The 25,308-nt window shown below is 74.9% G+C and carries 24 protein-coding genes; 13 read left to right on the top strand and 11 right to left on the bottom strand.

Annotated features, from left to right (window positions below; genetic code table 11):
- Positions 1 to 2 precede the first annotated feature (2 nt).
- Entirely contained in the window at positions 3 to 1,319 is a 1,317-nt protein-coding gene (locus ABD343_RS31980; RefSeq protein ID WP_344533235.1) for a cation:proton antiporter, read from the top strand.
- On the top strand, positions 1,316 to 1,741 hold the full coding sequence (locus ABD343_RS31985) for a hypothetical protein (protein WP_344533236.1): 426 nt from the start codon (positions 1,316 to 1,318) through the stop codon (positions 1,739 to 1,741). The genes ABD343_RS31980 and ABD343_RS31985 overlap by 4 nt, the downstream gene beginning before the upstream one ends.
- Positions 1,742 to 1,772: 31 nt before the next feature.
- Here the strand turns inward: ABD343_RS31985 and ABD343_RS31990 are convergent, their stop codons facing one another.
- The gene (locus ABD343_RS31990; RefSeq protein ID WP_344533237.1) at positions 1,773 to 3,959 is read right to left on the bottom strand and encodes an MMPL family transporter; all 2,187 of its coding nucleotides are present in this window, start codon (positions 3,957 to 3,959) and stop codon (positions 1,773 to 1,775) included.
- A 177-nt stretch (positions 3,960 to 4,136) separates the two neighbouring features.
- Between ABD343_RS31990 and sigJ the strand changes: the two genes are divergently transcribed.
- Positions 4,137 to 5,060: an RNA polymerase sigma factor SigJ gene (gene sigJ, locus ABD343_RS31995; protein WP_344533238.1), complete on the top strand. Its 924-nt coding sequence runs from the start codon at positions 4,137 to 4,139 to the stop codon at positions 5,058 to 5,060.
- Positions 5,061 to 5,218: 158 nt separating this feature from the next.
- On the opposite strand, the gene ABD343_RS32000 is transcribed toward sigJ, so the two are convergent.
- Entirely contained in the window at positions 5,219 to 6,478 is a 1,260-nt protein-coding gene (locus ABD343_RS32000; RefSeq protein WP_344533240.1) for an NAD(P)/FAD-dependent oxidoreductase, read from the bottom strand.
- A 128-nt stretch (positions 6,479 to 6,606) separates the two neighbouring features.
- Complete coding sequence (locus ABD343_RS32005) at positions 6,607 to 7,551, bottom strand: RNA polymerase sigma-70 factor (RefSeq protein ID WP_344533242.1); 945 nt, start codon at positions 7,549 to 7,551, stop codon at positions 6,607 to 6,609.
- Positions 7,552 to 7,713: 162 nt separating this feature from the next.
- On the opposite strand from ABD343_RS32005, the gene ABD343_RS32010 reads away from it, so the two are divergent.
- Together ABD343_RS32010 and ABD343_RS32015 are read left to right on the top strand one after the other, a co-directional pair.
- On the top strand, positions 7,714 to 8,049 hold the full coding sequence (locus ABD343_RS32010; protein WP_344533244.1) for an ArsR/SmtB family transcription factor: 336 nt from the start codon (positions 7,714 to 7,716) through the stop codon (positions 8,047 to 8,049).
- Positions 8,050 to 8,679 carry a cation efflux transmembrane domain-containing protein gene (locus ABD343_RS32015; protein ID WP_344533246.1) on the top strand — a complete coding sequence of 210 codons (630 nt, stop codon included), beginning with the start codon at positions 8,050 to 8,052 and terminating at the stop codon, positions 8,677 to 8,679.
- A gap of 54 nt (positions 8,680 to 8,733) precedes the next feature.
- Here ABD343_RS32015 and lplAB read toward each other — a convergent pair whose 3' ends face one another.
- The 4 genes from lplAB to ABD343_RS32035 all read right to left on the bottom strand — a co-directional run bounded on the left by lplAB (position 8,734) and on the right by ABD343_RS32035 (position 11,929).
- Positions 8,734 to 9,789, bottom strand: coding sequence for a lipoate-protein ligase LplAB (lplAB, locus tag ABD343_RS32020; RefSeq protein ID WP_344533859.1), 1,056 nt, complete (start codon positions 9,787 to 9,789; stop codon positions 8,734 to 8,736).
- A gap of 73 nt (positions 9,790 to 9,862) precedes the next feature.
- Positions 9,863 to 10,621 (bottom strand): SDR family NAD(P)-dependent oxidoreductase, encoded by a 759-nt coding sequence (locus tag ABD343_RS32025; protein WP_344533248.1) that lies wholly within the window; start codon positions 10,619 to 10,621, stop codon positions 9,863 to 9,865.
- Between the two features lie 120 nt (positions 10,622 to 10,741).
- The gene (locus ABD343_RS32030; protein ID WP_344533250.1) at positions 10,742 to 11,104 is read right to left on the bottom strand and encodes a DUF1330 domain-containing protein; all 363 of its coding nucleotides are present in this window, start codon (positions 11,102 to 11,104) and stop codon (positions 10,742 to 10,744) included.
- A gap of 105 nt (positions 11,105 to 11,209) precedes the next feature.
- Entirely contained in the window at positions 11,210 to 11,929 is a 720-nt protein-coding gene (locus ABD343_RS32035) for an SIR2 family NAD-dependent protein deacylase (protein WP_344533252.1), read from the bottom strand.
- Between the two features lie 233 nt (positions 11,930 to 12,162).
- Between ABD343_RS32035 and ABD343_RS32040 the strand changes: the two genes are divergently transcribed.
- The 3 genes from ABD343_RS32040 (at position 12,163) to ABD343_RS32050 (ending at position 15,664) form a co-directional block, all read left to right on the top strand.
- Positions 12,163 to 12,981 (top strand): inositol monophosphatase family protein, encoded by an 819-nt coding sequence (locus ABD343_RS32040; RefSeq protein WP_344533254.1) that lies wholly within the window; start codon positions 12,163 to 12,165, stop codon positions 12,979 to 12,981.
- Positions 12,982 to 13,022: 41 nt separating this feature from the next.
- Positions 13,023 to 14,456 (top strand): phytoene desaturase family protein, encoded by a 1,434-nt coding sequence (locus tag ABD343_RS32045; protein ID WP_344533256.1) that lies wholly within the window; start codon positions 13,023 to 13,025, stop codon positions 14,454 to 14,456.
- 89 nt (positions 14,457 to 14,545) lie between these two features.
- The gene (locus tag ABD343_RS32050; RefSeq protein WP_344533257.1) at positions 14,546 to 15,664 is read left to right on the top strand and encodes a glycerate kinase; all 1,119 of its coding nucleotides are present in this window, start codon (positions 14,546 to 14,548) and stop codon (positions 15,662 to 15,664) included.
- A gap of 70 nt (positions 15,665 to 15,734) precedes the next feature.
- Here the strand turns inward: ABD343_RS32050 and ABD343_RS32055 are convergent, their stop codons facing one another.
- Positions 15,735 to 16,103 (bottom strand): VOC family protein, encoded by a 369-nt coding sequence (locus ABD343_RS32055; RefSeq protein ID WP_344533258.1) that lies wholly within the window; start codon positions 16,101 to 16,103, stop codon positions 15,735 to 15,737.
- Positions 16,104 to 16,166: 63 nt separating this feature from the next.
- Here ABD343_RS32055 and ABD343_RS32060 point away from each other — a divergent pair, with 63 nt between their 5' ends.
- Entirely contained in the window at positions 16,167 to 16,679 is a 513-nt protein-coding gene (locus ABD343_RS32060; protein ID WP_344533259.1) for a MarR family winged helix-turn-helix transcriptional regulator, read from the top strand.
- A 42-nt stretch (positions 16,680 to 16,721) separates the two neighbouring features.
- On the opposite strand, the gene ABD343_RS32065 is transcribed toward ABD343_RS32060, so the two are convergent.
- From ABD343_RS32065 to ABD343_RS32075, 3 genes are all read right to left on the bottom strand, one after another.
- On the bottom strand, positions 16,722 to 17,993 hold the full coding sequence (locus tag ABD343_RS32065; RefSeq protein WP_344533260.1) for an NAD(P)/FAD-dependent oxidoreductase: 1,272 nt from the start codon (positions 17,991 to 17,993) through the stop codon (positions 16,722 to 16,724).
- On the bottom strand, positions 17,993 to 18,319 hold the full coding sequence (locus ABD343_RS32070; RefSeq protein ID WP_344533261.1) for a 2Fe-2S iron-sulfur cluster-binding protein: 327 nt from the start codon (positions 18,317 to 18,319) through the stop codon (positions 17,993 to 17,995). Before ABD343_RS32070 ends, ABD343_RS32065 begins: the two co-directional genes overlap by 1 nt.
- Before the next feature lie 132 nt (positions 18,320 to 18,451).
- On the bottom strand, positions 18,452 to 19,363 hold the full coding sequence (locus ABD343_RS32075) for a LysR family transcriptional regulator (protein ID WP_344533861.1): 912 nt from the start codon (positions 19,361 to 19,363) through the stop codon (positions 18,452 to 18,454).
- Between the two features lie 198 nt (positions 19,364 to 19,561).
- On the opposite strand from ABD343_RS32075, the gene ABD343_RS32080 reads away from it, so the two are divergent.
- Genes ABD343_RS32080 through cydC form a run of 4 tightly spaced genes read left to right on the top strand, consistent with a single transcriptional unit; the run spans position 19,562 to position 25,238 of the window.
- On the top strand, positions 19,562 to 20,809 hold the full coding sequence (locus ABD343_RS32080) for a cytochrome ubiquinol oxidase subunit I (protein ID WP_344533262.1): 1,248 nt from the start codon (positions 19,562 to 19,564) through the stop codon (positions 20,807 to 20,809).
- Entirely contained in the window at positions 20,806 to 21,831 is a 1,026-nt protein-coding gene (locus tag ABD343_RS32085) for a cytochrome d ubiquinol oxidase subunit II (protein WP_344533263.1), read from the top strand. The genes ABD343_RS32080 and ABD343_RS32085 overlap by 4 nt, the downstream gene beginning before the upstream one ends.
- Positions 21,832 to 21,843: 12 nt before the next feature.
- Positions 21,844 to 23,601, top strand: a complete 1,758-nt coding sequence (cydD, locus tag ABD343_RS32090) for a thiol reductant ABC exporter subunit CydD (protein WP_344533264.1) — start codon at positions 21,844 to 21,846, stop codon at positions 23,599 to 23,601.
- Entirely contained in the window at positions 23,598 to 25,238 is a 1,641-nt protein-coding gene (gene cydC, locus ABD343_RS32095) for a thiol reductant ABC exporter subunit CydC (protein WP_344533266.1), read from the top strand. The genes cydD and cydC overlap by 4 nt, the downstream gene beginning before the upstream one ends.
- The last annotated feature ends 70 nt before the right edge of the window (positions 25,239 to 25,308 follow it).

The raw sequence follows: 25,308 nt of genomic DNA on the forward strand, positions 1-25,308 counted from the left end.
GGATGCATTCCGCGGTCTTCCTCATCGAATTCGGAGCGATCATCCTCGGACTGGGCCTGCTCGGCAGGTTCGCCGCGCGCTTCCAGTTCTCGCCCATACCCCTCTACCTCCTGGCCGGGCTCGCCTTCGGCGAGGGCGGGCTGCTCCCGCTGGGCACCAGCGAGGAGTTCGTCGCGATCGGCGCCGAGATCGGCGTCATCCTGCTCCTGCTGATGCTCGGGCTGGAGTACACCGCCAGCGACCTGGTCACCAACCTCAAGACCCAGTACCCCGCCGGACTCGTCGACATGACGCTCAACGCCGTCCCCGGCGCCCTGATGGCGCTGCTCATGGGGTGGGGCCCGGTGGCGGCGGTGGTGCTGGCCGGGGTCACCTGGATCTCCTCGTCCGGCGTGATCGCCAAGGTGATGGGCGACCTCGGACGGCTCGGCAACCGCGAGACGCCGGTCATCCTCAGCGTCCTGGTCCTCGAAGACCTCGCCATGGCCGTCTATCTGCCGATCATCACCGCGCTCCTCGCCGGTGCGGGCCTCGCGGCGGGCAGCGTCACGCTGGCCATCGCGCTCGGCGTCGCGGGCCTCGTCCTCTTCGCCGCGGTCCGCTACGGGCGGCTGATCTCGCGCTTCGTCTCCAGCGACGACCCGGAGAAGCTGCTCCTGGTCGTCCTGGGGCTGACACTGCTGGTCGCCGGGGTCGCCCAGCAGCTCCAGGTGTCGGCCGCCGTCGGCGCGTTCCTCGTCGGCATCGCGCTGTCCGAGGAGGTCGCGGAGGGGGCGCACAATCTGCTCTCGCCGCTGCGCGATCTGTTCGCCGCCGTCTTCTTCGTCTTCTTCGGCCTCCACACCGACCCGTCCAGCATCCCCTCGGTGCTCTTCCCCGCGATGGTGCTCGCGGTCGTGACCGCCGGGACGAAGATCGCGACCGGCTACTGGGCGGCGAAGCGCGCCGGGGTCTCGGCCAAGGGCCGCTGGCGCGCGGGCGGCACGCTCGTGGCGCGCGGCGAGTTCTCGATCGTCATCGCCGGCCTCGCCGTCAGCGCCGGGATCGAACCCTCGCTGGGCCCGCTGGCCACGGCGTACGTGCTGATCCTGGTCGTCCTGGGCCCGTTGACCGCCCGCTTCACGGAGCCGGTCGCGACCCGCGTGATCCGCTACCGGCAGCGCCGGGCGGAGGCGGGGGCGGGGGCGGTCGGGGAGGCGGACCAGGCCGCCGGCATCGGTACGAGCACCGGTACGGGCACCGGCACCGACACGAGCACCGGCACCGTCCCGGCACCGCGCGCCGATCAGGACGAGACGGACCGGCTCGGACGGCGATGAACGGACCGATGGTGCCGGAATGGCGGCACTTCGCGCGGGGGCCACGGGCCGTGCCCGAACCCGTGGCCACGCCCTTCATCTGGCTCGCGGCCTCCTTCGGCGCGCTCGCGCTCGTCGGCGTCCTCGACCTGCTGGGCGCCCTCGACCGTACGGAGTTCGCGCTCGCCGCCCTCTCCCTGCTGGCCGGGGCGCTGGGCCTGCGGGGCCGCTTCGCGGCGGCGCCCGGCACGGCCCTGCTGTGCTGGGCGCTGCTGAACATCTGCGCGACGCGGCCCACGGGCGAGATCTCCTGGGCCGGGCACCGGGACCCGGAGTGGGTGGCGTGCCTGCTGGCCGCCGCCGTCATCGGCACGGCGACGGGGCGCGTGGCGCACGCCCGCGCCGCGTACCGCCGCGTCACGCCGTACGACGGCCCCGGCTGACGCGCCCCCCCCGTGTGCGGGACCGCCGCTGTCAGTGCCGTTCCAGCTCCACCTTCGGGAGCAGCCTGGCGAGCGGCGCCGGGAGCCACCAGGCGCGGCGGCCCATCAGCTCCATCGCCGCCGGAACGATCAGGCAGCGGATGATGATGGCGTCCACGAAGATCGCCACCGCCATCCCGAACCCGGTCTGCTGGAGCAGCCGTTCGGGGCTGAGCATGAAGGCCCCGAAGATCACGACCATGATCGCGCCCGCCGCCGTGATGACCGAGCCGGTGTGGGCCAGCCCCTCCCGTACGGCGCGCGACGGGTCGTTCTCGGCGCGCCGCCACTCCTCGTGGATCCGGGAGATCAGGAAGATCTCGTAGTCCATCGAGAGCCCGAAGACGATCGCGAAGACCATCACCGGCAGATACGCCTCGATCGGCCCCGGCTCCACGCCGAACCAGCCCTCCTGGAAGACGAGCGTCATCGCGCCGAGCGCGGCGCCGATGCTGAGGAGGTTCAGCAGCGCGGCCTTCAGCGGTACGAGGACCGAGCGGAAGACCGCCATCAGCAGGAGCACCGAGAGGCCGACGACGATGGCCACGAAGACCGGCAGCCGGTCGGCGAGCTTCGCCGAGTAGTCCTCGGCGGCGGCCGTCGCGCCGCCCACCAGATAGTGCGCGCCGTTCCGTTCGGACAGCTCCGGCAGGACGTCGTCGCGCAGGGTGCCGACGAGGTCGGAGGTCGCCTCGTCCTGCGGCGCGGACGTGGGGAAGGCGAGGACGGTCGCGGCCCTGCCGTCGGGCGTGAGCACCGGCGCGGCGGCGGCCTCGACGCCCGGGGTGCCGTTCAGCGTGCGCGACACGGCCGAGGCGGCCTCCTTCGCACCGTCGCTCCTGCCGCCGTCCGTCACCACCAGCAGCGGGCCGTTGAAGCCGGGGCCGAAGCCCTCGGACAGCAGGTCGTACGCCTGTCGGCTGGTGCTGCCCGTCTCGTCGCTCCCCGCGTCGGAGAAGCCGAGCCGCATGCCCGCCGCCGGGACGGCCAGGGCCCCGAGCAGCACGCCCGCCGTCAGCAGCGCGGCCAGCGGGCGGCGCTGGACGAGGGCGGCGAGCCGGCGCCAGCCGGTGCCCTCGGGGGCCTTGCCGCGCTCCGCGCGCCGCGCGGCGCGGCGGGTGAACTGCCGGGCGAAGCGCCGCCCGAAGACGCCGAGCAGCGCGGGCAGCAGGGTCAGCGCGGCGACCATGGTCACCAGCACGGTCAGGGCCACGGAGAGCGCCATGCCCTGGAGCGAGCCGAGGCCGAACGCGACGAGGCCCAGCAGCGCCATGATCACCGTGCATCCGGCGAAGAACACCGAACGTCCCGCCGCGTCCATCGCGTTCACGGTCGCCCGCTCCGGATCCGCGCCCCGTACCAGCTCGGCGCGGTAGCGGGCGAAGATCAGCAGCGCATAGTCGATGCCCACGCCGAGGCCGACCAGGATCATCACCGGTGGCGTCCAGTCGGCGATGGTGAAGAGGTGCGAGGCCACGACGATCACGCCGACCGTGGACCCGACGGCGAACAGGGCGATGACGATGGGCAGTCCGGCCGCGATGACCGTGCCGAACATCAGCACCAGGATGACGAGCGCCGCCAGCAGACCGGCGCCCTCCGCGGCGCCGGTACCGCCCTCGGACAGCAACCGGGCCGCGTCGCCGCCCAGTTCGGCCCGCAGCCCGTCGCCCTCGGCCTGCTGAGCGGTGTCGAGGATGCGCTGCGTGTCCTCCTTGGGCATGTCCTCGGAGGGCACCTTCAGTACGACCGTGGCGTAGCCGATCGTGCCGCCCTCGGCGAGCGCGCTCGCGCCCTCCGCGTACGGGCTGCTCACCTGGCCGACGTTGGGCAGCCCCTCGACCTTGCCGAGCATGCTCTTCACGCGCTGCTCGACGCCGGGCCCGCGCAGGCCTCCCTCGTCGTGCAGGACGATCTGGACGGTGTCCCCGGCGCGCGCCGCGCCGTGCTCGGCCAGCAGATCGGCCGCCTGCTGCGACTCGGTGCCGGGCAGGGCGCGCTCGTTGCGGTAGTCGTCGCCCACGGCCGCGGCGGCGCCCCACACACCGAGGAGGACCGCCACCCATAGGACGAGGGCGAGCCGTCGGCGGCGGTGGGCGAAGCCCGCGATGCGGACGAACACCCCCTCCTTCGCGGGTGGTCGGGTGCTCGGTGTCGGTTGCTGATCGGTCAGTGTCATGGCCTCTTCCCGGATGTTCGTCGGGCGTCCGCGGGGCGCCCGGGCCGGTATTTGCCTGTTGACGACGCAGCCGTACGAGGTGTGACGCGCGGCCCGTGAGAGGGGGTGTCGCGCCGCCCGTACGAGGGGGGACGCGCCGCCGTGTCACACCCGGCCCGGGCGCGTCGTCAAGAGGGCATGGAGAAGACGGGACCGGACGCACGGGACGGGTGGCAGGCCCGCGAGGGCGAGGAGCTGCTGGCACGGGCCTTCGAGGACAACAGGCCGAGACTGCTGCGGGTGGCGTACACGATAACGGGCTCGCTGGCCGAGGCCGAGGACTGCGTGCAGGAGGCGTGGCTGCGGCTGCGCGGGCTCGACGACCCGGGCACCGTCCGCGATCTCGCGGCCTGGCTGACGACCACCGTCAGCAGGCTCGCGCTCGACGCCCTCGGCAGCGCACGGGCGCGCAGAGAGCAGTACGTCGGCACCTGGCTGCCGGAGCCGCTGGTCGAGGCCCGCTCTGCCGACCCCGCCGACCGGGTCACGCTGGACGAGTCGGTCAGCATGGCCCTGCTCGTCGTCCTGGAGCAGCTCTCCCCGGCGGAACGCACGGCGTTCGTGCTGCACGACGTCTTCAGCGTGCCCTTCCCCGAGATCGCCGAGGTCGTCGGCCGCTCGCCCGCCGCGGTGCGCCAGCTCGCCTCGCGCGGCCGGCGGCGGGTCGAGGGCGGGCGCCCGCGTACGCCCGCGTCGGAGGCCGAACAGCGGGAGCTGGCCGAGGCGTTCATGGCCGCCTGCCGGAACGGCGACCTGCCGGGGCTCATCGCGCTGCTCGACCCGGACGTCGTGCTGCGCGGCGACGGCGGCGGCAAGGCCAGCACGGTGCCGCACGCGGTGCTGACGTCGGAGCGCGTGGCGCCGCTGATGATCGCCAGGGCCGTCGAGGCGGGGAAACTGAACATCCGGATCGCCGACGTCAACGGTGCGCCCGGGCTCGTCGCACGGGACGAGAGCGGCGAGGTGTCGGTCGTGGCGTTCACCGTGGACGCCGGGCGGATCACCGCGATCGACCTCATCCGCAACCCGGACAAGCTCGCGCGGGTCCCGGACCTGGGGTGACAACGGGGGCGGGCCCGGCGGGGGCGGGGCCCGGCCGGAGGGGGGCGGGGCGGGAGGCCGGCCGGAGGGGACCGGGCCTCCCGCCCCGACCGGCCCGGAGCCCCGACCGATCCGCAGCGCCTTCCGGCCCGGAACCCCGTCCCGTCAGATCCCCGGCATCAGGACCGCAGCGCCTCGGCGGCCGGAGCGGCCGAGGCTGCGGGGGCGGCCGTCGCCGGGCCGCCCGGCGCCCGTACGACCGCGCGGCGCCGGGACGGCAGGCCGAGCGTCGGATGGGCCACGCTCCAGGCCGCGCCCTTGCACACCAGCTCCTTGTAGACGGCGGCGAACCGTCCGGTGAGGGCCGCGGGCACGGCGCGGTCGTCGGCGGTCACGTACTGGATGAGGCCCTCCCGGCGCCCCAGCGAGACGCACTGGTTGAAGTAGCGCAGCGGAGCGTTCGGGAGCTTTCCGCCGGTCAGCCGTGCCGCGATGGCGTCGGCGGCCTGCCACGCCATGGGGATGCCCGAGGCGCAGGACATCCGCAGCGGCTTGCCGCCGGGGCCCATCGCCATGGCCGCGTCGCCGATGGCGTACACGTCCGGGTGTGAGAGCGAACGCATGGTCCCGTCGACCACGATCCGGCCCGTGGAGGTGACGTCCAGGGTGGTGGCCCGCGCCAGCGGGTGGACGGCGAATCCGGCGGTCCAGACGGTCGCCGCGGACGGTACGGCAGTACCGTCGGCGAGCGTGACGTGGTCCGGGGCCACGGCGGTGACGGCGGTGCGCTCGCGCACGCTGATGCCGAGCCCGTCGCAGACCTTCCACAGATGGCGGCGGCCCTTGGGCGAGAGCCAGTCGCCCAGACCGCCGCGGACGGCGAGGGTGACGTTCAGCTCGGGCCGCGCCTCGGCGATCTCGGTGGCGGCCTCCAGGCCGGTGAGGCCGCCGCCGACGATCACCACGGGCCGCCCGGCGTCCAGTTCGGCCAGGCGGGCGCGCAGCCGGAGCGCGCCGGGGCGGCTCGCGAGCTGGTGCGCGTGCTCGGCGGCGCCGGGGACATCCCCGTCGTCCCCGTGGCTGCCGAGGGCGTACACGAGGGTGTCGTACGGGAGTTCCTCGCCGCCGCCGGTGCCCTGGTCGCCGCCGATGCCCTCGACGTCCGCGTCCGTGACGGTGACCGTGCGGCGCTCGGTGTCGATGCCGGTGACCTTCGCGAGGCGCAGCGCGACGCCCGTCCCGGCGAACATCTCGCTGAACGGCCGCGACGGCAGGTCCTGACCGGTCGCCACCTGGTGCATCCGGACGCGCTCGACGAAGTCCGGTTCGGCGTTGACGAGGGTGAGGGAGACGTCCTCGCGGCGCAGCCGCCTGGCCAGGCGCCCGGCGGCGGTGGTCCCGGTGTAGCCGGCTCCGAGGACGATGATGCGGTGCTGCATGTCGGTGCTCCTGTCTCGCGAGGGTTCGCCCCCTGAACCGGGCAGCCCGCCGTTTCCTGACAGGGGCACGGTGTGAAGCGGCTCACACGGGGAGCCGCCGCACCGAGGGGCGCGTGACGCGGCGGCCGTCAGAAGGCGTGGAGCAGGGGCTCCCCGTGGTCGCTCGCCGCCCACCGCTCACTGACGCGGCGGAGCTTGTCGGGGTTGACCTGGTTGCGGAACCCGGCGATGCCCTCGGGTGTGACCTCGAAGCACATGACGCCGACGACCTGGCCGTCGAGGACCGCCACGAGCGCGGGATCGCCGTTGACGGTCGTCGCGTGGACGCCGGGCGAGCCGCCGAGCAGGGAGCGCTTGGCCTCGCTCGGCTTGAAGAGGCCCCGCAGGAACTTCGCGACCGCGACGGCGCCCTCGAACGGCTTCGCGCGGGCCGGGATCTTCCCGCCGCCGTCGCCGACCGCGACCGCGTCGCCGGTCAGCAGCCGTACGAGCGGCTCGGTCCTGCCGCTGGTCGCGGCCGTGAGGAACTCCTCGACGATCTTCCGCGCTGCGGCCTCGTCGACCTCCGCGCGGGCCCTGCCCTCCGCGACGCGCTGCTTCGCGCGGTGCAGGATCTGCTGGCTGGCGGCCTCCGTGACGCCGAGGGTCTCCGCGATCTCCCGGTGCCCGTAGGCGAACGCCTCCCGCAGTACGTACACCGCCCGTTCGCGGGGCGAGAGCCGCTCCATGAGGGTGAGGACGGCGTACGACACCGATTCGCGCTGCTCGGCGGTGTCGGCGGGGCCGAGCATCGGGTCCCCGGCGAGCAGCGGCTCGGGCAGCCACTGGCCCACGTAGGTCTCGCGCCGCGCGCGGGCCGAAGTGAGCAGATTGAGGCAGAGGTTGGTGAGGACCTTCGTCAGCCACGCCTCCGGGACCTCGATCCGCTCCACGTCGGCGGCCTGCCAGCGGAGGAACGTCTCCTGCACGGCGTCCTCGGCCTCGGCGGCGGAGCCGAGCAGGCGGTAGGCGAGGGCCTCCAGCCGGGGCCGTGCGGCCTCGAACCGGTCCACGTCGTCCACGGTCAGCGGCATGCGCCGATCTTAGCCCGCGAGCGCGGCCCCGAGCCGCGGAGCCCCTCGGCCACGTGGGTCGGACCCCGACCGGACCCCGACCGGACCCCGACCGGACCGGGACCGGACCGGGCTCGGCGATTCATACTTCCCTGAATTCACGAAGAGCTGTACTGTCAGGGCATGCTGAGACTCGCCGCCGACATCGACGTGCTGGCCCGGTTCGGCCGTGCCCTCGCCGACCCCATCCGCTGCCGCATCCTGCTCGCGCTGCGCCAGGCCCCGGCGTATCCCGCCGAGCTCGCCGACGCGCTCGGCATCTCCCGCACCCGGCTCTCCAACCACCTGGCCTGCCTGCGCGACTGCGGTCTGGTCGTCACCGTCCCGGACGGCCGCCGTACGCGCTACGAGCTGGCGGACGAGCGGCTCGGGCACGCCCTCGACGATCTCCGCGCCGCCGTGGTGGCCGTGGAGGCCGACCGGACCTGCCCGGACGCCGCCGAGAAGGGCTGCTGCTGAATGACCGCGGTCTCCCTCGGCCCCGGCCCGGCACGCCGCGAGGTCCTCACCCGCCGCATACGCCTCCTGGTCGCCGCGACCCTCGCCTACAACGCCGTCGAGGCGGTCGTCGCGCTCACCGCCGGAGCCCTCGCCTCCTCCACCGCGCTGATCGGATTCGGGCTCGACTCCGTCATCGAGGTCTCCTCCGCCGCGGCCGTGGCCTGGCAGTTCTCGGCCCGCGACCACGCGGTGCGCGAGGCCCGCGAGAAGCGCGCCCTGCGCGTCATCGCGCTCTCCTTCTTCGCCCTGGCGCTCTACGTCGCCCTCGACTCCGTACGCGCCCTGGCGGGCAGCGGCGAGGCGGACCACTCGCTCCCCGGCATCGTCCTCGCGGCCCTGTCCCTCGCGGTCATGCCGTTCCTGTCGGCCGCGCAGCGCCGCGCCGGACGCGAACTCGGCTCCGTCACCGCGGTCGCCGACTCCCAGCAGACGCTCCTGTGCACCTATCTGTCCGCCGTCGTCCTGCTGGGCCTGCTCGCCAACTGGCTCCTCGACTGGTCCTGGGCCGACCCTCTCGCGGCCCTCGCCGTCGCCGCTCTCGCGGTCAGAGAAGGCCGCAACGCCTGGCGCGGCAAACCCTGTTGCTGACTCCCCGGGCCCGCGCCCTTCCCGACACCCTCACCGGACGGCCTGGCCCCGGGCTCACGGCACGCGTGCCGTCCATTCCTCGTTGCTGAAGCGGGTGAGGGCGAGTTCCTCGGCGCGGGTCATCTCCTCGGGGGTGACCTGGCCGGGGGCGAGGCCGTAGCGCGTGCGGAAGGAGGCGATCATGCGGTCGATGACCTCGGCCCGGGGCAGGCCCGTCTGGCGGCGCAGGGGGTCGACGCGCTTCTTCGCGCTCCTGGTGCCCTTGTCGGACATCTTCTCCTTGCCGACGCGCAGGACGTCGAGCATCTTGTCGGCGTCGATGTCGTAGGCCATGGTCACGTGGTGGAGCACGGCGCCGTCGCCGCTCGCGAGCCGCTTCTGCGCGGCACCGGCGATCTTGCCGTCCTTGGAGGCGATGTCGTTGAGCGGCTGGTACCAGGCCTTGATGCCCATGTCGCCGAGGGCGGTCAGGACCCAGTCGTCGAGATACGCGTACGACTCGGCGAACGACAGCCCGGAGACCAGCGACGCCGGGACCGAGAGGGAGTACGTGATCGTGTTCTCGGCCTCCACGAACATCGCTCCGCCGCCGGAGATCCGCCGCACCACCGTCACCCCGTGGCGCGCGGCGCCCTCGGGATCGACCTCGTTCCGCAGGGACTGGAAGCTGCCGATGATGACGGCCGGGGAGTCCCACTCCCAGACCCGGAGGGTCGGCGGCCTGCGGCCCGCGGCGACCTCCTCGGTGAGGACCTGGTCGAGGGCCATGTGCAGGGCCGGGGACTGCGGCCGCTCGTGGATGAGCTGCCAGTCGTAGTCGGTCCAGTCGGTGGCCTCGGCCAGGGCCCGGCGGACGGCGACGGCGATGCCCTCCGCGGTGACCCCGTACATCACCGTGCCCTCGGGGAGCGCGGCCTCGACGCGGGCGGTGAGCCCGGACGCGTCGGTGTCGGCGGGGGCGCCTTCGAGCGCGCCGTCGATGGCGGCGAGGGCCTCGTCGGGTTCGAGGAAGAAGTCCCCGGCCACCCGGACGTCGCGCAGCGCGCCGTCCCGGGTGTTCAGGTCCACCACCACGAGCTTCCCACCAGGAATTTTGTACTCGCCGTGCATGCGGCCCGCCTCCGTCGTCGTGATCGGATCCACGATAACGCCGTGTGCGGCGGCCCGCGCCGGGCGCCGGGCGTCAGGCGGTGAAGCCGCCGTCCACGGCGAGCGAGGCGCCCGAGATGTAGCGGCCGGCGTCGCCCGCGAGGTGGGCGACCGAGTCCGCGATCTCCTCCGGCGTGCCGTACCGCCCCAGCGCCGTCAGGGAGGCCTGGGCGTCGGCGCCCTCGCCGTCGGCCGGGTTCAGCTCCGTGTCGACCGGGCCCGGCGCGACCTCGTTGACGGTGATGCCCCGGCCGCCCAGTTCGCGCGCGAGGCTCTTGGTCAGGCCGGTCACGGCCGCCTTGCTGGTGGCGTAGAGCGTCATGCCGGGGAACGGCACGTGCGTGGAGACGCAGCTCGCCACGTTGATGATCCGGCCGCCCTCGGGCAGGTGCGGCACGGCGGCCCTGGCCACCAGGTACGGGCCGCGCACGTTGACGCGCAGCACCTGGCCGATGTCCTGCACGGACGTCTCGTCGATCGGGCCCCCGGCGCCCACGCCCGCGTTGTTCACGAGGATGTCGAGCCGCCCGAACTCGGCGACCGTCTCCTCGACCATGGCCTGCGCCGCCGTGGCGTCGCCGACGTCCGCGCGGATCGCGTGGGCCCGCGCGCCCGCCGCCTTGACGCGGGCGACGACGTCCGTGGCCCGCTCCGGGGCGCTGACGTAGGTGAGGGCCACGTCCGCGCCCTCTTCCGCGAGCCGCAGCGCGACGGCGGCCCCGATCCCCCGGCTGCCGCCCGTGACCAGCGCGACCTTGCCCGCGAGCGTTCCCTTGCCCGTGACCGTGCTCATGACCGTCCCAGCTCCTCGTTCCGTTCCGTTGTGGACGGTTCGATCCTGCGGGGACGGCGCGGGCGGTGCTGGCGGGATACGGACGCCGCGTCCGGCGCGGGCCCGGGCCCAGGCCCGCGCTCAGGCCCGCTCGGCCGCCGCGGACCTGACGTGCGCCGCCGCCGAGCCCGGGTCGTACTCCGGCGGCTTCCCCTCCACCAGCAGGGCGGTCCCGCCGACCGTACGGGTGCGCAGCGGCAGGATCTCCTGGTACGCGGGCGAGCGGTACCAGGCGCGGGCGGCGGCCATGTCGGGGAAGCCGATGACGACGACGTAGCCGCCGAAGTCCCCCTCCAGGACCTCCGGCTGGGGGTCGTGGGCCACGAACCGGCCGCCGTACGGGTCCAGCGTGCCCTGGATGCGCTCCAGGTAGACGGCGATGTCCTCGCCCGGCGGTGCCTCGTGGTGGAGCTGTGCGACGGCGTACGCGCGGAATGCGGGCATGGCGCTCATGGTGTGCTCCCAACGGCTCGGTGCGGCCTGACACATCGATCGTGCCGGGAGCCGGGGGAGCGGTCGATTACGCGCGGGGTAAGCGCTCGAGGGCGCTCAGCCGGACAGGTCCCGCAGCAGCGGGGGCAGCGCCTCGGCGATGGGCTCGCGCACGACCTCGGCGGCGTACGCGTCGTACGGCGTCGGCTCGGCGTTGACCACGATCAGCCGCGCCCCGTTCTCCGCCGCCGTGCCCGCGAGGGAGGCGGCGGGCTGGACCTGGAGGCTCGTGCCGACCGCGAGGAAGACCTCCGCCGCCTTGGCCACCGCCACCGCCTCGGCCAGCACGTCCGGGTCGAGGGTCTGGCCGAACATCACGGTCGCCGACTTCAGGATCCCGCCGCACACCTCGCACGCGGGGTCCGGGTCGCCCGCCTCGACGCGGGCCAGCGCGTCGGTCATCGGGCCGCGAGCCCCGCACTCCACGCACACGTACGTGCGCGAACTCCCGTGCAGCTCCAGCACCTTGCGGGCCGGGAGTCCGGCGGCCTGGTGCAGCCCGTCGACGTTCTGCGTGATCACGCGGACGGGCGTGCCCGCGCGCTCCAGCTCGGCGACGGCGCGGTGCGCGGCGTTCGGCTCCGCGCGCCAGGTGGGGGAGGAGAGCCGCATCTGCCAGGACCGGCGCCGGATCTCGGGGTCCCCCATGTAGTACGAGTACGTCACCAGCTTCTCGGCCTCCGGGTCCCGCCGCCACAGGCCCTGCGGGCCGCGGTAGTCGGGAATGCCCGAGTCGGTGGAGATCCCTGCGCCGGTGAGAAGGGCGACGAGTGTCATGGGGGCAAGGGTAGGACGCCCCGAGCCAGCCGCCCCGAGCCAGCCGCCCCGAGCCAGCCGCCCCGAGCCAGCCGCCCCGAGCCAGCCGCCCCGAGGTAAGCGCCCCGAAGGGGCGCGGGGAACTGCGCGACCGGCCACCGCGCACCCGCAGCCCGCGGAGCACAGGGGCGGCAGCCCCTGCCCGGCACGGGGACGGACGCCAAGGGCGAAGCGCCGGCGGCGATAATGCACACATGATCGACGACGAGCTGATGACGGACGTGGAGCACGCGCTGCGGGAGACCGCCGCGGCGGAGATCACGCCGCGCTGGCGCCGGCTCGCCGAGGACGAGGTCCTCACCAAGAGCGGCCCGCACGACCTGGTGACCGTCGCCGACCAGCGGGCCGAGGCGCGCCTCGGGCGGGCGCTGACCGCGCTGCTGCCCGGCTCGGTCGTCGTGGGGGAGGAGGGCGTCCACGCGCGTCCCGCCGCGTACGAGGCGCTGCGCGGCGAGGACCCCGTCTGGATCATCGACCCGATAGACGGCACCCGGCAGTTCGTCCGCGGCGAGGAGGGCTTCTGCACGATGGCCGCCCTCGCGCGCCACGGGGAGACGCTCGCCTCGTGGACGTACGCGCCCGCACTGGACCGGATGGCCGTGGCCCGGCGCGGGGGCGGGGCGCTGCTCGACGGCGAGGCGCTGACGGCCGGTTCGCCCGCGCCGGGCGCGGTGCTGGAGGTCGCCGTCTCGCACCCCGACTACACCGACGACGCGCAGGAGGCGGCCCTGAGCGGGCTGCGTACGGACGGGGTGCGGCCCCGGCCGACCGGCTCGGCCGGGCTGGAGTACCTGGCGATCGCGAGCGGCACCCTGGACGCCGTCGCGTACACCTGGGAGGCCGCCTGGGACCACGCCGCCGGACTGCTGCTCGTGGCCGAGGCGGGCGGCGCCTCGGCGACGCTCGCGGGGGAGCCGTTCCGGCTCGCGGGCGGAAACGCACTGCCCTTCACGGCGGCGCGTGACGCGGACACCGTGCGGCGTATGGTGGGGCTTCTGCGCGACCGAAGTTGACCAGTGTTACCAGTGTTGACCACGGGTGAGGGGAGACGGCAGTGCCAGCGATCCGGGACGCGGTCGTCGTCGGAGCGGGGCCGAACGGTCTGACGGCGGCGGTCGAGCTCGCCCGCAGGGGCATGTCGGTCGAGCTGTTCGAGGCCAAGGACACGGTCGGGGGCGGGGCGCGTACGGAGGAGCTGACGCTCCCCGGTTTCCGGCACGACCCCTGCTCCGCCGTGCACCCCACCGGCGCGGGTTCGCCGGCCTTCCGCGACATGCCGCTGGACCGGTACGGGCTGGAGTGGCTGCACCCCGAACTCTGCCTGGCGCACCCCTTTCCCGACGGCTCGGCCGCCGTCCTCGCGCGCTCGGTCGGCGAGACGGCCGCCTCGCTGGGGGCGCGCGACGCGGGCGCGTACCGCCGCTTCGTCGCGCCGTTCCTCGGCAAGTGGGACGCGCTGGCCGCCGACTTCCTCGGGTACGGCTCGGTGCTCAACGGGCGCTTTCCGACCGCCCCCCTTCTCCTCGCCCGCTTCGGGCTGGACGCGCTGCTCCCCGTCACCTGGCAGGGGAAGCTCCGCTTCCGGGAGGAGAAGGCGCGGGCCCTCTTCGGCGGCCTGTCGGGGCATGTGATCGCCTCGGTCGACCAGCCGTTCATGACCGCGCCGGGCCTGGTGTTCGCGCTCGCCGCGCACGCCAACGGCTGGCCCGTGCCGCGCGGGGGCTCGCAGGCGATCTCCGACGCGCTCGCCGGGTATCTGCGCGCCCTCGGCGGCACCGTCCACACCGGAGTCGAGGTCAAGCGGCTCGACGAGCTGCCGCCCGCGCGCGCGTACGTCTTCGACACCTCGCCCACCGCGCTCGCCCGGATCGCCGGGCTCGGCAGCGCGTACGACGGCTTCCGGTACGGCGCCAGCCTCTTCAAGATCGACTACGCGATGGACGGGCCCGTGCCCTGGGCCTCGCAGGAGGCCCGCCGCGCCGGGACCGTGCACGTCGGGCACACGCTCCGGGACATCAACGGGGCGCTGCGCGAGGCGACCATCGAGGGCCGCGCCCCGGAGAAGCCCTTCCTGATCACCGCGCAGCCCTCGCTCGTCGATCCCACCCGCGCGCCCGAGGGCAAGCACGTCTTCTGGGCGTACGGGCACGTGCCGAACGGCTGGGAGGGCGACCTCACCGACGCCGTCGAGCGTCAGATGGAGCGCTTCGCGCCCGGCTTCCGCGACCGCGTCCTCGCCCGCGCCACCGCCGGGCCCCCGCAGCTCGCCGCGCGCAACGCGAACTACGTCGGCGGCGACATCGCCTGCGGCTCCGCGTCCGGACTGCGGCTGCTCATCCGCCCCAAGCTCGCCCGCGTCCCGTACGCCACGGCCCACCCGTCCGTCTTCCTCTGCTCCTCCGCGACCCCGCCGGGACCCGGCGTGCACGGGATGGCGGGGCACCACGCGGCGCGCGCCGTGTGGCGGCGGCTGCGCGGCCGCTCCTGACGCGACCTGTAGGAACGCGGGGTGAACGGATAGGGTCTCTCACCGGCGCGACTGCCTGTTCGACGCAAGAGAGACCCAGGGGCAGATACATGACTACGACGGCGCGCGTGCTGATCGCCGCGGACAAGTTCAAGGGATCGCTGACGGCCGTCGAGGTCGCCGAGCGCGTCACGGCCGGGATCCGCGCGGTGCGCGCGGACACCGGGATCGAGGCGGTCCCGGTCGCCGACGGCGGGGACGGCACCGTCGCCGCCGCCGTCGCCAACGGATTCGAGCGCCGCGAGGCGGAGGTCACGGGGCCGCTCGGCGCCCCGGTCACCGCCGCGTACGCGCTGCGGGACGGCACGGCCGTCGTGGAGATGGCGGAGGCCGCGGGCCTCCAGCACCTCCCGCCCGGCGTCTTCGCCCCGCTCACCGCCACCACGTACGGCGTCGGCGAACTGCTGCTGGCGGCCGTGGACGCGGGCGCGCGGAGCATCATCTTCGGCGTCGGCGGCTCCGCGACGACCGACGGCGGCGCGGGCATGCTCGCCGCGCTCGGCGCGCAGCTCCTCGACGAGGACGGCGACCCGGTCCCGCACGGCGGCGGCCCCCTGCGCGAACTGGCCGCGGCGGACCTCTCCGGGCTCGACGAGCGACTCGGGGGCGTCGACGTGGTGCTCGCCAGCGACGTCGACAACCCGCTGACGGGGCCGAAGGGCGCCGCGGCGGTCTACGGCCCGCAGAAGGGCGCGAGCGAGCAGGACGTCGACGTCCTCGACACCGGCCTGCGGCACTTCGCCGAGATCCTGGGCGAGACGGAACGCGCCGAGTCCCCCGGCGCCGGGGCGGCGGGCGGCATCGGCTTCGCCGCGCTCGTCGGGCTGAAGGCGCGCTTCCGGCCCGGGATCGAGGTCCTCATGGAGGAGCTGTCCGTCGCGGAGGCCATCGCCCGCGCGGACCTCGTCGTGACGGGCGAGGGCTCGCTGGACGAGCAGACGCTGCACGGCAAGGCGCCCGCGGGCGTCGCCGCTGCGGCCCGCGAGGCGGGCAAGCCGGTCGTGGCGGTCTGCGGGCGCCTGGCGATCGGCAAGAAGGAGCTGAAGGCCGCGGGCATCGGCCAGGCGTACGCCCTCACGGACCTCGAACCGGACGTCGCCCGCTGCATCGCCGAGGCGGGCCCCCTCCTGGAGAAGCTCGCGGCCAAGCTCGCGGAGGACCACCTCTGATCCGCGCGGGCGCGGTGGCTGCCGCCGGGACCGCCGCCGGGACCGGGACGGCTGCCACCGTGCGGGACGGTCAGACGCGGTCGTGGAGCGTGACCCGGTAGCCGTCGGGGTCCGCGAAGGTGAAGGTCCGGCCGAAGGGGCCGTCGACCGGCGCGGAGACGATGGTGTGCCCGTCGGCGGCGAGGGCGTCGTGGATGGCCTGGACGTCGGTGGCGTGCAGCCAGATCGCGACGCCGATGCCGGGCTGGGCGACGGAGTCGAGATCCGTGCCGGGAACGATGTCGCGGACTGCGAACGCGATCGGCTTCGTGTCGAAGACGACGGCGTGCGGCGGTCCGGCGGGCGAGCGGACGAGGCCGAGATACCGCTCGTAGAACGCCTGCGAGGCGTCGAGGTCGCGCACTTGGAGCGAGAGGAAGTCGGGGCCGGTGGCGGGCATGGCGGTACTCCTTATTTCCGTGTCAGATGTCTGACACGAGGCAATGTATGTCAGACTACTGACATGAATCAAGACGGTTCCGGCGTCGACCTGGACAAGTCACTGGGCTACCTGCTGAAAGAGGCGTCGAGCGCCCTGCGCGCGGCCATGGAGGAGGTGCTGCGGCCGCTCGGGATGACCGTGACGCACTACTCGTGCCTCGAACTGCTGGCCCAGCGGCCGGGCCTGTCGAACTCCGAGCTGGCGCGGGGCGCGTTCGTGACGCGGCAGTCGATGAACGTGCTGCTCCAGGCCCTGGAGCGGGACGGCTCTGTGACCAGGCCCGCGGCGGCGCCCGTCGGGAAGGCTCTTCCCGCGCGGCTCACGCCCCGCGGCCGGCGGAGCCTGGAGAAGGCGAGCGCGGCGGTCCGGTCCGTCGAGGTGAGAATGCTGGCCGGACTGAGCGGGGCCGAGCAGGAGAGCGCGCTGCGGATCCTGCGGAGCATGATCCATTCCCTGCGCGACGGCGGCGACGGCAGCCACGACGGCGACGACGGCGGCGCTGATGGCGGCGGCACCGGCAGCACCGGCGCGTAGCCCGTCCCCCGGCGCGCCGCCCGGGGAACGGGCTCACCCCGCCTACGCCGACGCGCGTGCCCGCGCGTAGTCCCTGAGCGTGAAGCCGGGAGCCGAGGCCTCCTCCGGGGTGGGCCGGAGTCCGGGGGCGGACAGGAGGCGGCGCGCCGCCATGTGGTCGCCGGGGCGGTTCACGGACTCGGCCGCGCGCAGTTCCGCCCCCTCGAAGAGCAGCACGGAGAAGGCGCCCGAGGCCTCCTCGCCGAGCACCACCTCGGTGTCATGGCCCCCGCCGAGCCCCGCGATCTGCACCGTCGAGTCGAACTGGCCGCTCCAGAACCAGGGGAGTGCCCCGTACGCGGCCTCCGCGCCCGTGGCGATGCGGGCGGCGGCGAACTCGGCCTGGCCGAGAGCGTTCGGCACCGATTCGAGGCGTACGGGCGCGCCCGTACGGGGATCGGGGAACGCGGCGCAGTCGCCGACCGCCGAGACCGCCGGGTCGGCGGTCAGCAGCCGGGCGTCGACGGCCACGCCGTCCCCGGCCGCGAGCCCCGCCTCGCGGGCGAGCCCCGTGCGCGGGGCCGCCCCGGCGGCGACCAGCACCAGATCGGCGTCGAGCACCCGCCCGTCGCCCAGTTCGACGGCGGCCACCCGGCCCGCGCGTCCGTGGAAGGCCGCCACGCGCCGCCCGCAGAGCAGTTCCGTCCCCCGTTCCCGGTGCAGCCGTGCGACGTGCGCGGCCGTACGGGCTCCCGCGACGCGGGACAGCGGACGGTCCAGGGCCTCGACGACCGTCACCCGGCGGCCCGCCGAGCGGAAGGCCGCCGCGCACTCCAGGCCGAGATAGCCCGCGCCGGCCACGACGACGCGGTCCGCGCGCGCCAGGTCGGCGCGGAGCGCCCGCGCGTGCGCGAGGGTGCGCAGGGTGTGGACGCCGGGCAACTCCGCGCCGGGCACGGGCAGGACGCGCGGCGCGGAGCCCGTCGCCAGGACCAGGTGGTCGTAGGCGTACGTACGGCCGTCCGCGAGGCGCACGGCGCGCCCCGCACGGTCGAGCGCTGTCACGGCGCCCCGCACCAGCTCGACCGAGTGCCGCGCGTAGTACGCGGGCGGGCGTGGCCACAGCTCCTCCTCGGGCAGGTCTCCCGCGAGGAACGCCTTGGAGAGCGGCGGCCGTTCGTACGGCACCGGGGACGCGGTCTCCTCGCCGACGAGGACGACGCGCCCGGCGTGGCCGTGCGCGCGCAGGGAGGCGGCGGTCTGCTGACCGGCCGTTCCCGCCCCGACGATGACGACGGCGTCCGTGCGTCCGGCCGGTCCGCGGTCGGCGCCCATCAGAGCTGCCGCTCGGCGACGCGGACGACCAGCCCGTCGAGGGCCTCGGTCACCTTGAGCTGGCAGCTCAGCCGGCTGTCGGGCTCGCGAGGGCAGGCCGTGAAGTCGAGCATCGCGTCCTCGTCGGGGCGCACGGGCTCCAGCTCGGCGGTGCTCTCCGGCAGGACGTGGACGTGGCAGGTGCCGCACTGGGCGTTGCCGCCGCACTGCGCGACGATGCCGTCCACGTCGTTCGTGACGGCGCCGCGCATCACGCTGGTGCCGAGGGGGACGTCGAGGGTGGTACGGGCGGAATCGTCCGCCGAGACATAGGTGATCTTGGGCATCGCGGTGCTCCTGGGTGTGGTCCGTGAAGAGGGGCCCCGGACGGGACGCCTCCTGGCACGGGCCGTGGGCACGCGACTCCCTTGGCCAGTGGTCGGCAGTGCCGGAGCGTAACAGAACGCACCGGCGGGCCGTCACTGGAGTCCGGGGTGCAGCATGCTCCGCAGCGAGCGGCCCGTCGTGAACTCCCGGAAGGCGCGCCCGGCTTCCGACAGATGCGCGCCCCGCCGCCACACCAGCGTCAGCACCCGGTGGCAGTCCGGCGCGTCCACGCGCGTCCAGGCGACCGGCGCGTGCGTGCCGACCTGGCGGGCGACCTGATGGGACATGGCCGGCACCAGACCGATCCCGAGGCCCGCGCTGATCAGGTCCTGGGTGGCGCCCGGCTCGTCGCCCTCGCAGGTCACCTCGGGGGTGCGGCCCTCGGCGGCGAACAGCCGGTCGAGCAGGGCCCGTTGCCAGTTCCCCGGGCGCGTGGCGACGAAGGACTCCTCGGCGATCTCCGCGATCGTCACGCTCTCGCGCCCCGCGAGCCGGTGCCCGAGCGGCACGGCGAGCAGCACCTCCTCGCGCATCAGCTCGACCGAGTCGAGATCCGGCCCCGTGAGCGCCTGCGAGGCCACGCAGAAGTCCACCTCGCGCGCCCGCAGCCGGCGCTCCATCTCGGCCGCGTCCGCCTGGAAGAGCCGCACGTCGGCGCGCGGAAAGGCGGCGCGGAAGCGCGCGAGGAGCCCGGCGATCGTCAGCAGGGTCTCGCACGCGACCGAGACCTTGCCCAGGCCCCCGCCGCGCGCCTCGCGCAGCGCCCTGCGACCGTCGTCCAACTCGCTGAGCGCGCGCTCGACATGGCGCAGGAACACCGCCCCGTACTGGTTGAGCCGGATCCTGCGGCCCTCGCGGTCGAAGAGCGGCGTGCCCAGCTCGGCCTCCAGCCGGGCGACGGTGCGGCTGAGCGACGGCTGCGAGACGTGCAGCTCGTCGGCGGCCCGGCTCATGTGCTCGTAGCGCGCGACCGTACGGAAGTAGCGCAGTTGCAGCAGGTCCATCGTCCCGCCCCCGATCTTCTTCATGTCTCCACGCGCATGAACTCATGGCGAATTTGGCCTTGGAAAGCATAAGCGGGTTGTCCGTACGGTCGCTGCGGGGCCGCCGCACAGGGCGCCGACGACAGCGTCGACACCCTGCACACGCGAGCGGCGGCCCCCGATTTCCCTTCCGTTTCCCCTGCCAGAGAGAGGCCGACCATGGGCCCAACGGATCTGGCCCGCCTCCAGTTCGCGGGCACCACCGGGATCCACTGGCTGTTCGTGATCCTGACGATGGGACTCGTCCCGCTCGTCGCGGTCCTGCACACCCGGGCCGCCCGCACCCGCGATCCCGCCCGCCGCGCCGTCCTCGAACGGGCGACGCGCTTCTGGGGCCAGCTCTACGTCATCAACTACGCGGTCGGCATCGTCACCGGCCTCGTCATGGAGTTCCAGTTCGGGCTGAGCTGGAGCGGGCTGAGCGCCTTCGCGGGCAATGTCTTCGGCGCCCCGCTGGCGCTGGAGACCCTCATCGCCTTCTTCGCCGAGTCCACGTTCCTCGGCATGTGGATCTTCGGCTGGGGCCGTCTGCGCGCCGGGGTCCACGTCACGCTCATCTGGCTGGTGGCCCTGACCGCCTACGCCTCCGGGTACTGGATCCTCGTCGCCAACGGCTTCATGCAGCACCCCGTCGGCTACGAGGTACGGGACGGCGTCGCCCACCTGACCGACTTCGGGGCGATGCTCACCAACCCCAGCGCCCTCCTCGCGCTCGGCCACGTCGCGCTCGCCGCGCTGACGACGGGCGGCGTCCTCGTCGCCGGGATCAGCGCCTTCCATCTCGCCCGGGGCACGCGGGAGACCGAGCTGTACCGGCTCTCCCTGCGGCTCGGGGTGGTCGTGGGCACGATCGCCTCGTTCTTCGTCATCATCGTCGGCGACTTCCAGTTCCCGCTGCTCGAACGGACCCAGCCCGCGAAGCTCGACGCGCTGGAGGACCCGGACGCGCCCTGGCACGGCGTGCTGGTGACGGCGATGGACGGCATGACGCTCATCGGCAACACCGTCTCGACGATCACCCTCATCGCCCTGCCCCTGCTGTGGCGGGACTGGCTGGTGCGGTTCAAGCCGCTCGCGTACCTGATGACGGCGATGATCCCCTTCCCGTTCCTGGCCTCCATCGGCGGCTGGGTCTTCCGCGAGGTCGGCCGCCAGCCGTGGCTCATCCACGGTGAACTCACCGTCGACGAGGCGGTCTCGCACGTGAGCACGGGGACGCTGGCCGTCTCCTGCGCCGCGTTCCTGACCGTCTTCCTCGCCCTCGCGGCGGTCAACTGGACGCTGATCACCCGCTTCGCGCTCCGCGGCCCGGACGCCGTCCAGCTCGGCACCACCGACCCCCTCCCCGACGACGACGCCGACCACCTCCGGGACCTGGAGGCGTACGACATGAAGGTGACGACATGACCCTCGAATCCGTCTGGCTGGCCCTCCTCGGCCTGCTCCTCGGCGGGTACTTCGTGCTCGGCGGCTACGACTACGGCGTCCAGATGCTCGCCCTCCGGCCGGGCGGGGAGAAGGCCGGGCACGAGAAGGCCGGGCAGCGCGACACGGTCTCCGCGATGGCGCCGTTCTTCCTCGGCAACGAGGTCTGGCTGGTCGCCTTCGTGGGCGTGCTGTTCGGCGCGTTCCCGCACCTGGAGGGGCACCTGCTCTCCGGCCTCTACCCGGTCTTCGCCGCCCTGGTCCTCGGCCTCGTCCTCGGCGGAGCCGCCGTCCAGCTCCGCGGCAGGGCGCGCGGGGCGGGGGCGCACCGGGTCTGGAGCGCGCTGCTCGTCCTCGGCGGGGCGCTGCCCGCGCTGTGCTGGGGCCTCGTCCTCGGACTGCTGACCCGCGGCGTCCCGCGCCGCGCCGACGGCTCCTTCCACATCGGCCCCGACGAAGTGCTCCACCCCTACGTCCTGGCCTGCGGCCTCGCCGCCGTACTGCTCTTCGCCGCGCACGGCGCGACGTTCCTCGCCCTGCGCGGCGGGCCCGAACTCGCCGACGGGGCCCGGCGCACGGCCCGTACGCTGCTGCGCGCCACGCTCGCCGCCGCCGTCCTCCCCGCGCTGCTGACGCTCGCGGGCGCGGGCGCCGCGCTGCGGCACCCGGGCACGGCGTCCGTCCTTCTCGCCCTCCTCCTCGCCGCGCTGGCAGCCACCCGGTGGCTGCTGGCCGGGCGCGGCACGCCCGGCCGTGCCTTCGCGGTGAGCTGCTGCGCGGCGCTGCTGCCGGTGCCGCTGCTGGGCGCCGGGCAGTACCCGTACGTGCTGGCCGCGCGCGGCGGGGGAGGGATCACGGTCGGCGAGGCCGCCGCCGACGAGGTCACCCTCAGGACGCTGCTCGCCTTCGGCGTGGTGCTCGTCCCGGTGATCCTCGCCTACCAGGCCTGGAACTGGTGGGTCTTCCGTGGCCGCACCGGCCTCCGCCACCCCCGCTACTTCTGAGGCGGCGCCGGAATGAGAACTGTGGAGCGCCGCCTGCGGCGCGAACTCCCCGTCCTGCGGCGGCACCTGGCCGTCTCCGGCGTGCTCGCGCTCCTGACCGCCGCCGCGATCGTCGCGCAGGCCGACCTGCTGGCCACGGCCCTCGCCGACGGCTTCGCGGGCCGGGAGACAGGGGGTGCGGGGGGCGCAGCGGGTACGGGGGGTGTGCTCGTCGCGCTCGCGGCCGTCATGGCGGTGCGCGCGCTGCTCGCCTGGGCGCGCACGGCACTCGCCGGGCGCGCGGCGGCCGAGGCCAAGCGCCTGCTGCGCGTACGCGTCACGCGGCACCTCGCCCGCCTGGGCCCGCGCCAGGGCGCCTCCCGCGCCTCCCATGCCTCCCGCGCCCCTCAGGCCACCCACGGCGAGACCGCCACGCTGCTCACCCGCGGCCTCGACGCGCTCGACCCGTACGTCACGGGCGCCCTGCCCGCGCGCGTCGCCGCCGTGATCGTCCCGCTCGCGGTCGTCGGACGGGTCGCCGTCGCGGACTGGAGCTCGGCGCTGATCATCGTGGTGACGCTGCCGCTGATCCCCGTCTTCGGCGCGCTGGTCGGCGCGCACACGGCACGCCGTACGGCGCGCCAGTGGCGGCTGCTGGCCCGGCTCGGCGGCCACTTCCTGGACACCCTCGCCGGACTGCCCACCCTGCGCGCCTTCGGCCGCGAACGGCACCAGGCCCACGTCGTACGCGGCATGGCCGACGCCCACCGCCGCGCGACCGTCCGCACCCTGCGGGTCGCCTTCCTCTCCGCGTTCGTCCTGGAGACGGCCGCCACGCTCTCGGTCGCCCTGGTCGCCGTCCCCCTCGGCCTCCGCCTCCTCGGCGGCGAGGCCGAACTGCGCACGGCGCTCCTCGTCCTCTTCCTCGCCCCGGAGGCGTACCTCCCGCTCCGCGCCGCGGGCTCGTCCTTCCACGAGTCGGCGGAGGGCCTCGCGGCAGCGGACCGCGCCTTCGCCCTCCTCGACGAGCGGCCACCCGCGTACGGCCCCGCCGGTCCTGCCGGTCCTGCCGGTCCCGCCGGTGCCGCCGGTGCCGTCGCCCGGAGCGTCCCTGCCCGGGGCAGCCTCGGCAGGGGCGGGCTCGCGCTGGACCGGGTCACCGTGCGGTTCCCGGAGCGGGGGGCACCTGCGCTGGAGGGCCTGTCCCTCGATGTCCGGCCCGGCGAGCACGTCGCCCTGGTCGGGCCCAGCGGGGCGGGGAAGTCCACGGTGCTGGGCCTGCTGCTCGGGTTCGTCGTGCCGGACGCGGGCACCGTCCGCGTCGGCGGCGACGACCTCGCGGGGCTCGACCTGGAGGCGTGGCGCGCGCGGGTGGCCTGGGTCCCGCAGCGCCCGCACCTGTTCGCGGCGACGGTCGCCGACAACATCCGGCTGGGCCGCCCCGACGCCACCGACGAGGAGGTACGCGCGGCGGCCCGCGCCGCCGCCGCCGACCGCTTCGTCACCGCCCTCCCGCAGGGCTACGCCACCCCGCTCGGCGAACACGGCACCGGCCTGTCCACCGGCCAGCGCCAGCGCCTCGCCCTGGCCCGCGCCTACCTGCGCGACGCGCCCGTCCTCCTCCTCGACGAGCCCACCGCCCACCTCGACCCCCGCCACGAGGACGAGGTCACGCGTGCGACCGCCCGCCTGATGAGGGGCCGCACCTGCCTCGTCGTCGCCCACCGCCCGACGTTCCTCCCCCACGTGCACCGCACGGTCACGCTCCGACCCCCGGGAGCCCGCCCATGAACCCCGCCGCGCTGCTCCTCCGGTGGCTCGCCCCGTACTGGCGGCGGCTCGTGCCCGCCGTACTGGCCTCCGTCGCGGGCGAGGCCGCCGCCGTGGCGCTGCTGGGCACGGCCGCCTGGCTCATCACCCGGGCCGCGCAGCAGCCGCCCCTCCCGGCGGTGGCCGTGGCCATCGTCGCCGTACGGGCGCTCGCGCTGGGACGCGGCCTCCTGCGGTACGGGGACAGGCTCCTCGGGCACGACGCGGTGCTCCGCGCGATCGCGGGCGTCCGTACGCGGATGTACGAGGCGCTGGTGCCGCTCGCGCCCGGCGGCGCGGCCGCGTTCCGGAGCGGGGACCTGCTGACGCGGCTCGTGGACGACGTGGACGCCGTGCAGGACCTGCTGCTGCGGGTGCTGATGCCCGTCGCGACGGCGCTCGTGGTCGCGACCGGTACGACCTGCGTCGCGGTCGCCCTGCTGCCGGAGGCGGGGCTCGTGCTGGCGCCCGCACTGGCCGTCGCGGGGCTGCTCGTGCCCTGCGTGGTGCTCGTCCGTTCCGGGCGGGACGGGGGCGCGGCGAAGGAGACGCGCGCCGAGCTGGCGGCGGTCTCCGTGGACCTCGTGCGCGGCGCCGCGGACCTCGCGGCGTACGGCGCCGCGGAACGCGTGAGCGCCCGGGCGTGTCGCGCCGGTGACCGCCTCGCCGCGCTGGAGCGCCGCGAGGCCCTCACCACCGGCCTCGCCACGACCGCCGTCCTGCTGCTCCAGGCCGCCGCGACCGTCGGCGTGACCGCCCTGGGCCTGCGCGCGCACGCCTCCGGCGGGCTGCCCGCCACCACCCTCACCGTGCTGGCGGTGCTGGCCCTCGTCGCCTTCGAGCCCCTGGCGGCGCTGCCCGCCGCGGCACGGCGCCTCGCGGACGTACGGGCGAGCGCCCGGCGGCTGGCCGCGCTCCTCGCCGCCCCGGCGCCGGTCGCCGAGCCCGCGCGCCCGGCCCCGTTCCCGTACGGGCGTCCGCTCGCGCTGGAGGTCAGCGGCCTGCGCGTACGGCACGACCCCGCCAGGCCGCCCGCGCTCGACGGCCTGGACCTCCGGCTGCCGCCCGGCCACCGGGTCGCCCTGACGGGCGCGAGCGGCGCGGGGAAGTCCACGCTGCTGGCGGTGCTGATGCGATACGTCGAGTACGAGGCGGGGAGCGTGCGGCTCGGCGGCCGCGAGCTGCGGGAGTACGACGGCGCCGACGTACGCCGGGCCGTCACCGGCATGACGCAGGACGCGCACGTCTTCCACACCGGCCTCCGGGCCAATCTGCTCCTCGCCCGCCCCGACGCCACGCACGAGCAGCTCCGCGAGGCGGCGCGGCAGGCGCGCCTGCTGGACTGGATCGAGTCGCTCCCCGAGGGCTGGGACACGGTGCCCGGCGAGGACGGCACGACCCTCTCCGGCGGCCAGCGCCGCCGTCTCCTCCTCGCCCGCGCGCTCCTCGCCGACCCGCCGGTCCTCGTCCTGGACGAGCCCACGGAGGGGCTCGACCCCGACACGGCGGACGAGGTCCTGGCCGACATCCTGGACGCCACGAGAGGCCGCACGACGCTCCTGATCACCCACCAGCCACTGGCCCTCTCCTCGGTAGACGCGATAGTGCCCCTAGCTTGACCGCCCCGTAAGGGGCGCGGCCCTCCTCGCGGGGCACGCGGCGCAGGGGGGCTGCGCTTGCCAGCCCTGC

The organism is Streptomyces albiaxialis, assembly GCF_039530985.1.
GTDB lineage: Bacteria > Actinomycetota > Actinomycetes > Streptomycetales > Streptomycetaceae > Streptomyces > Streptomyces albiaxialis.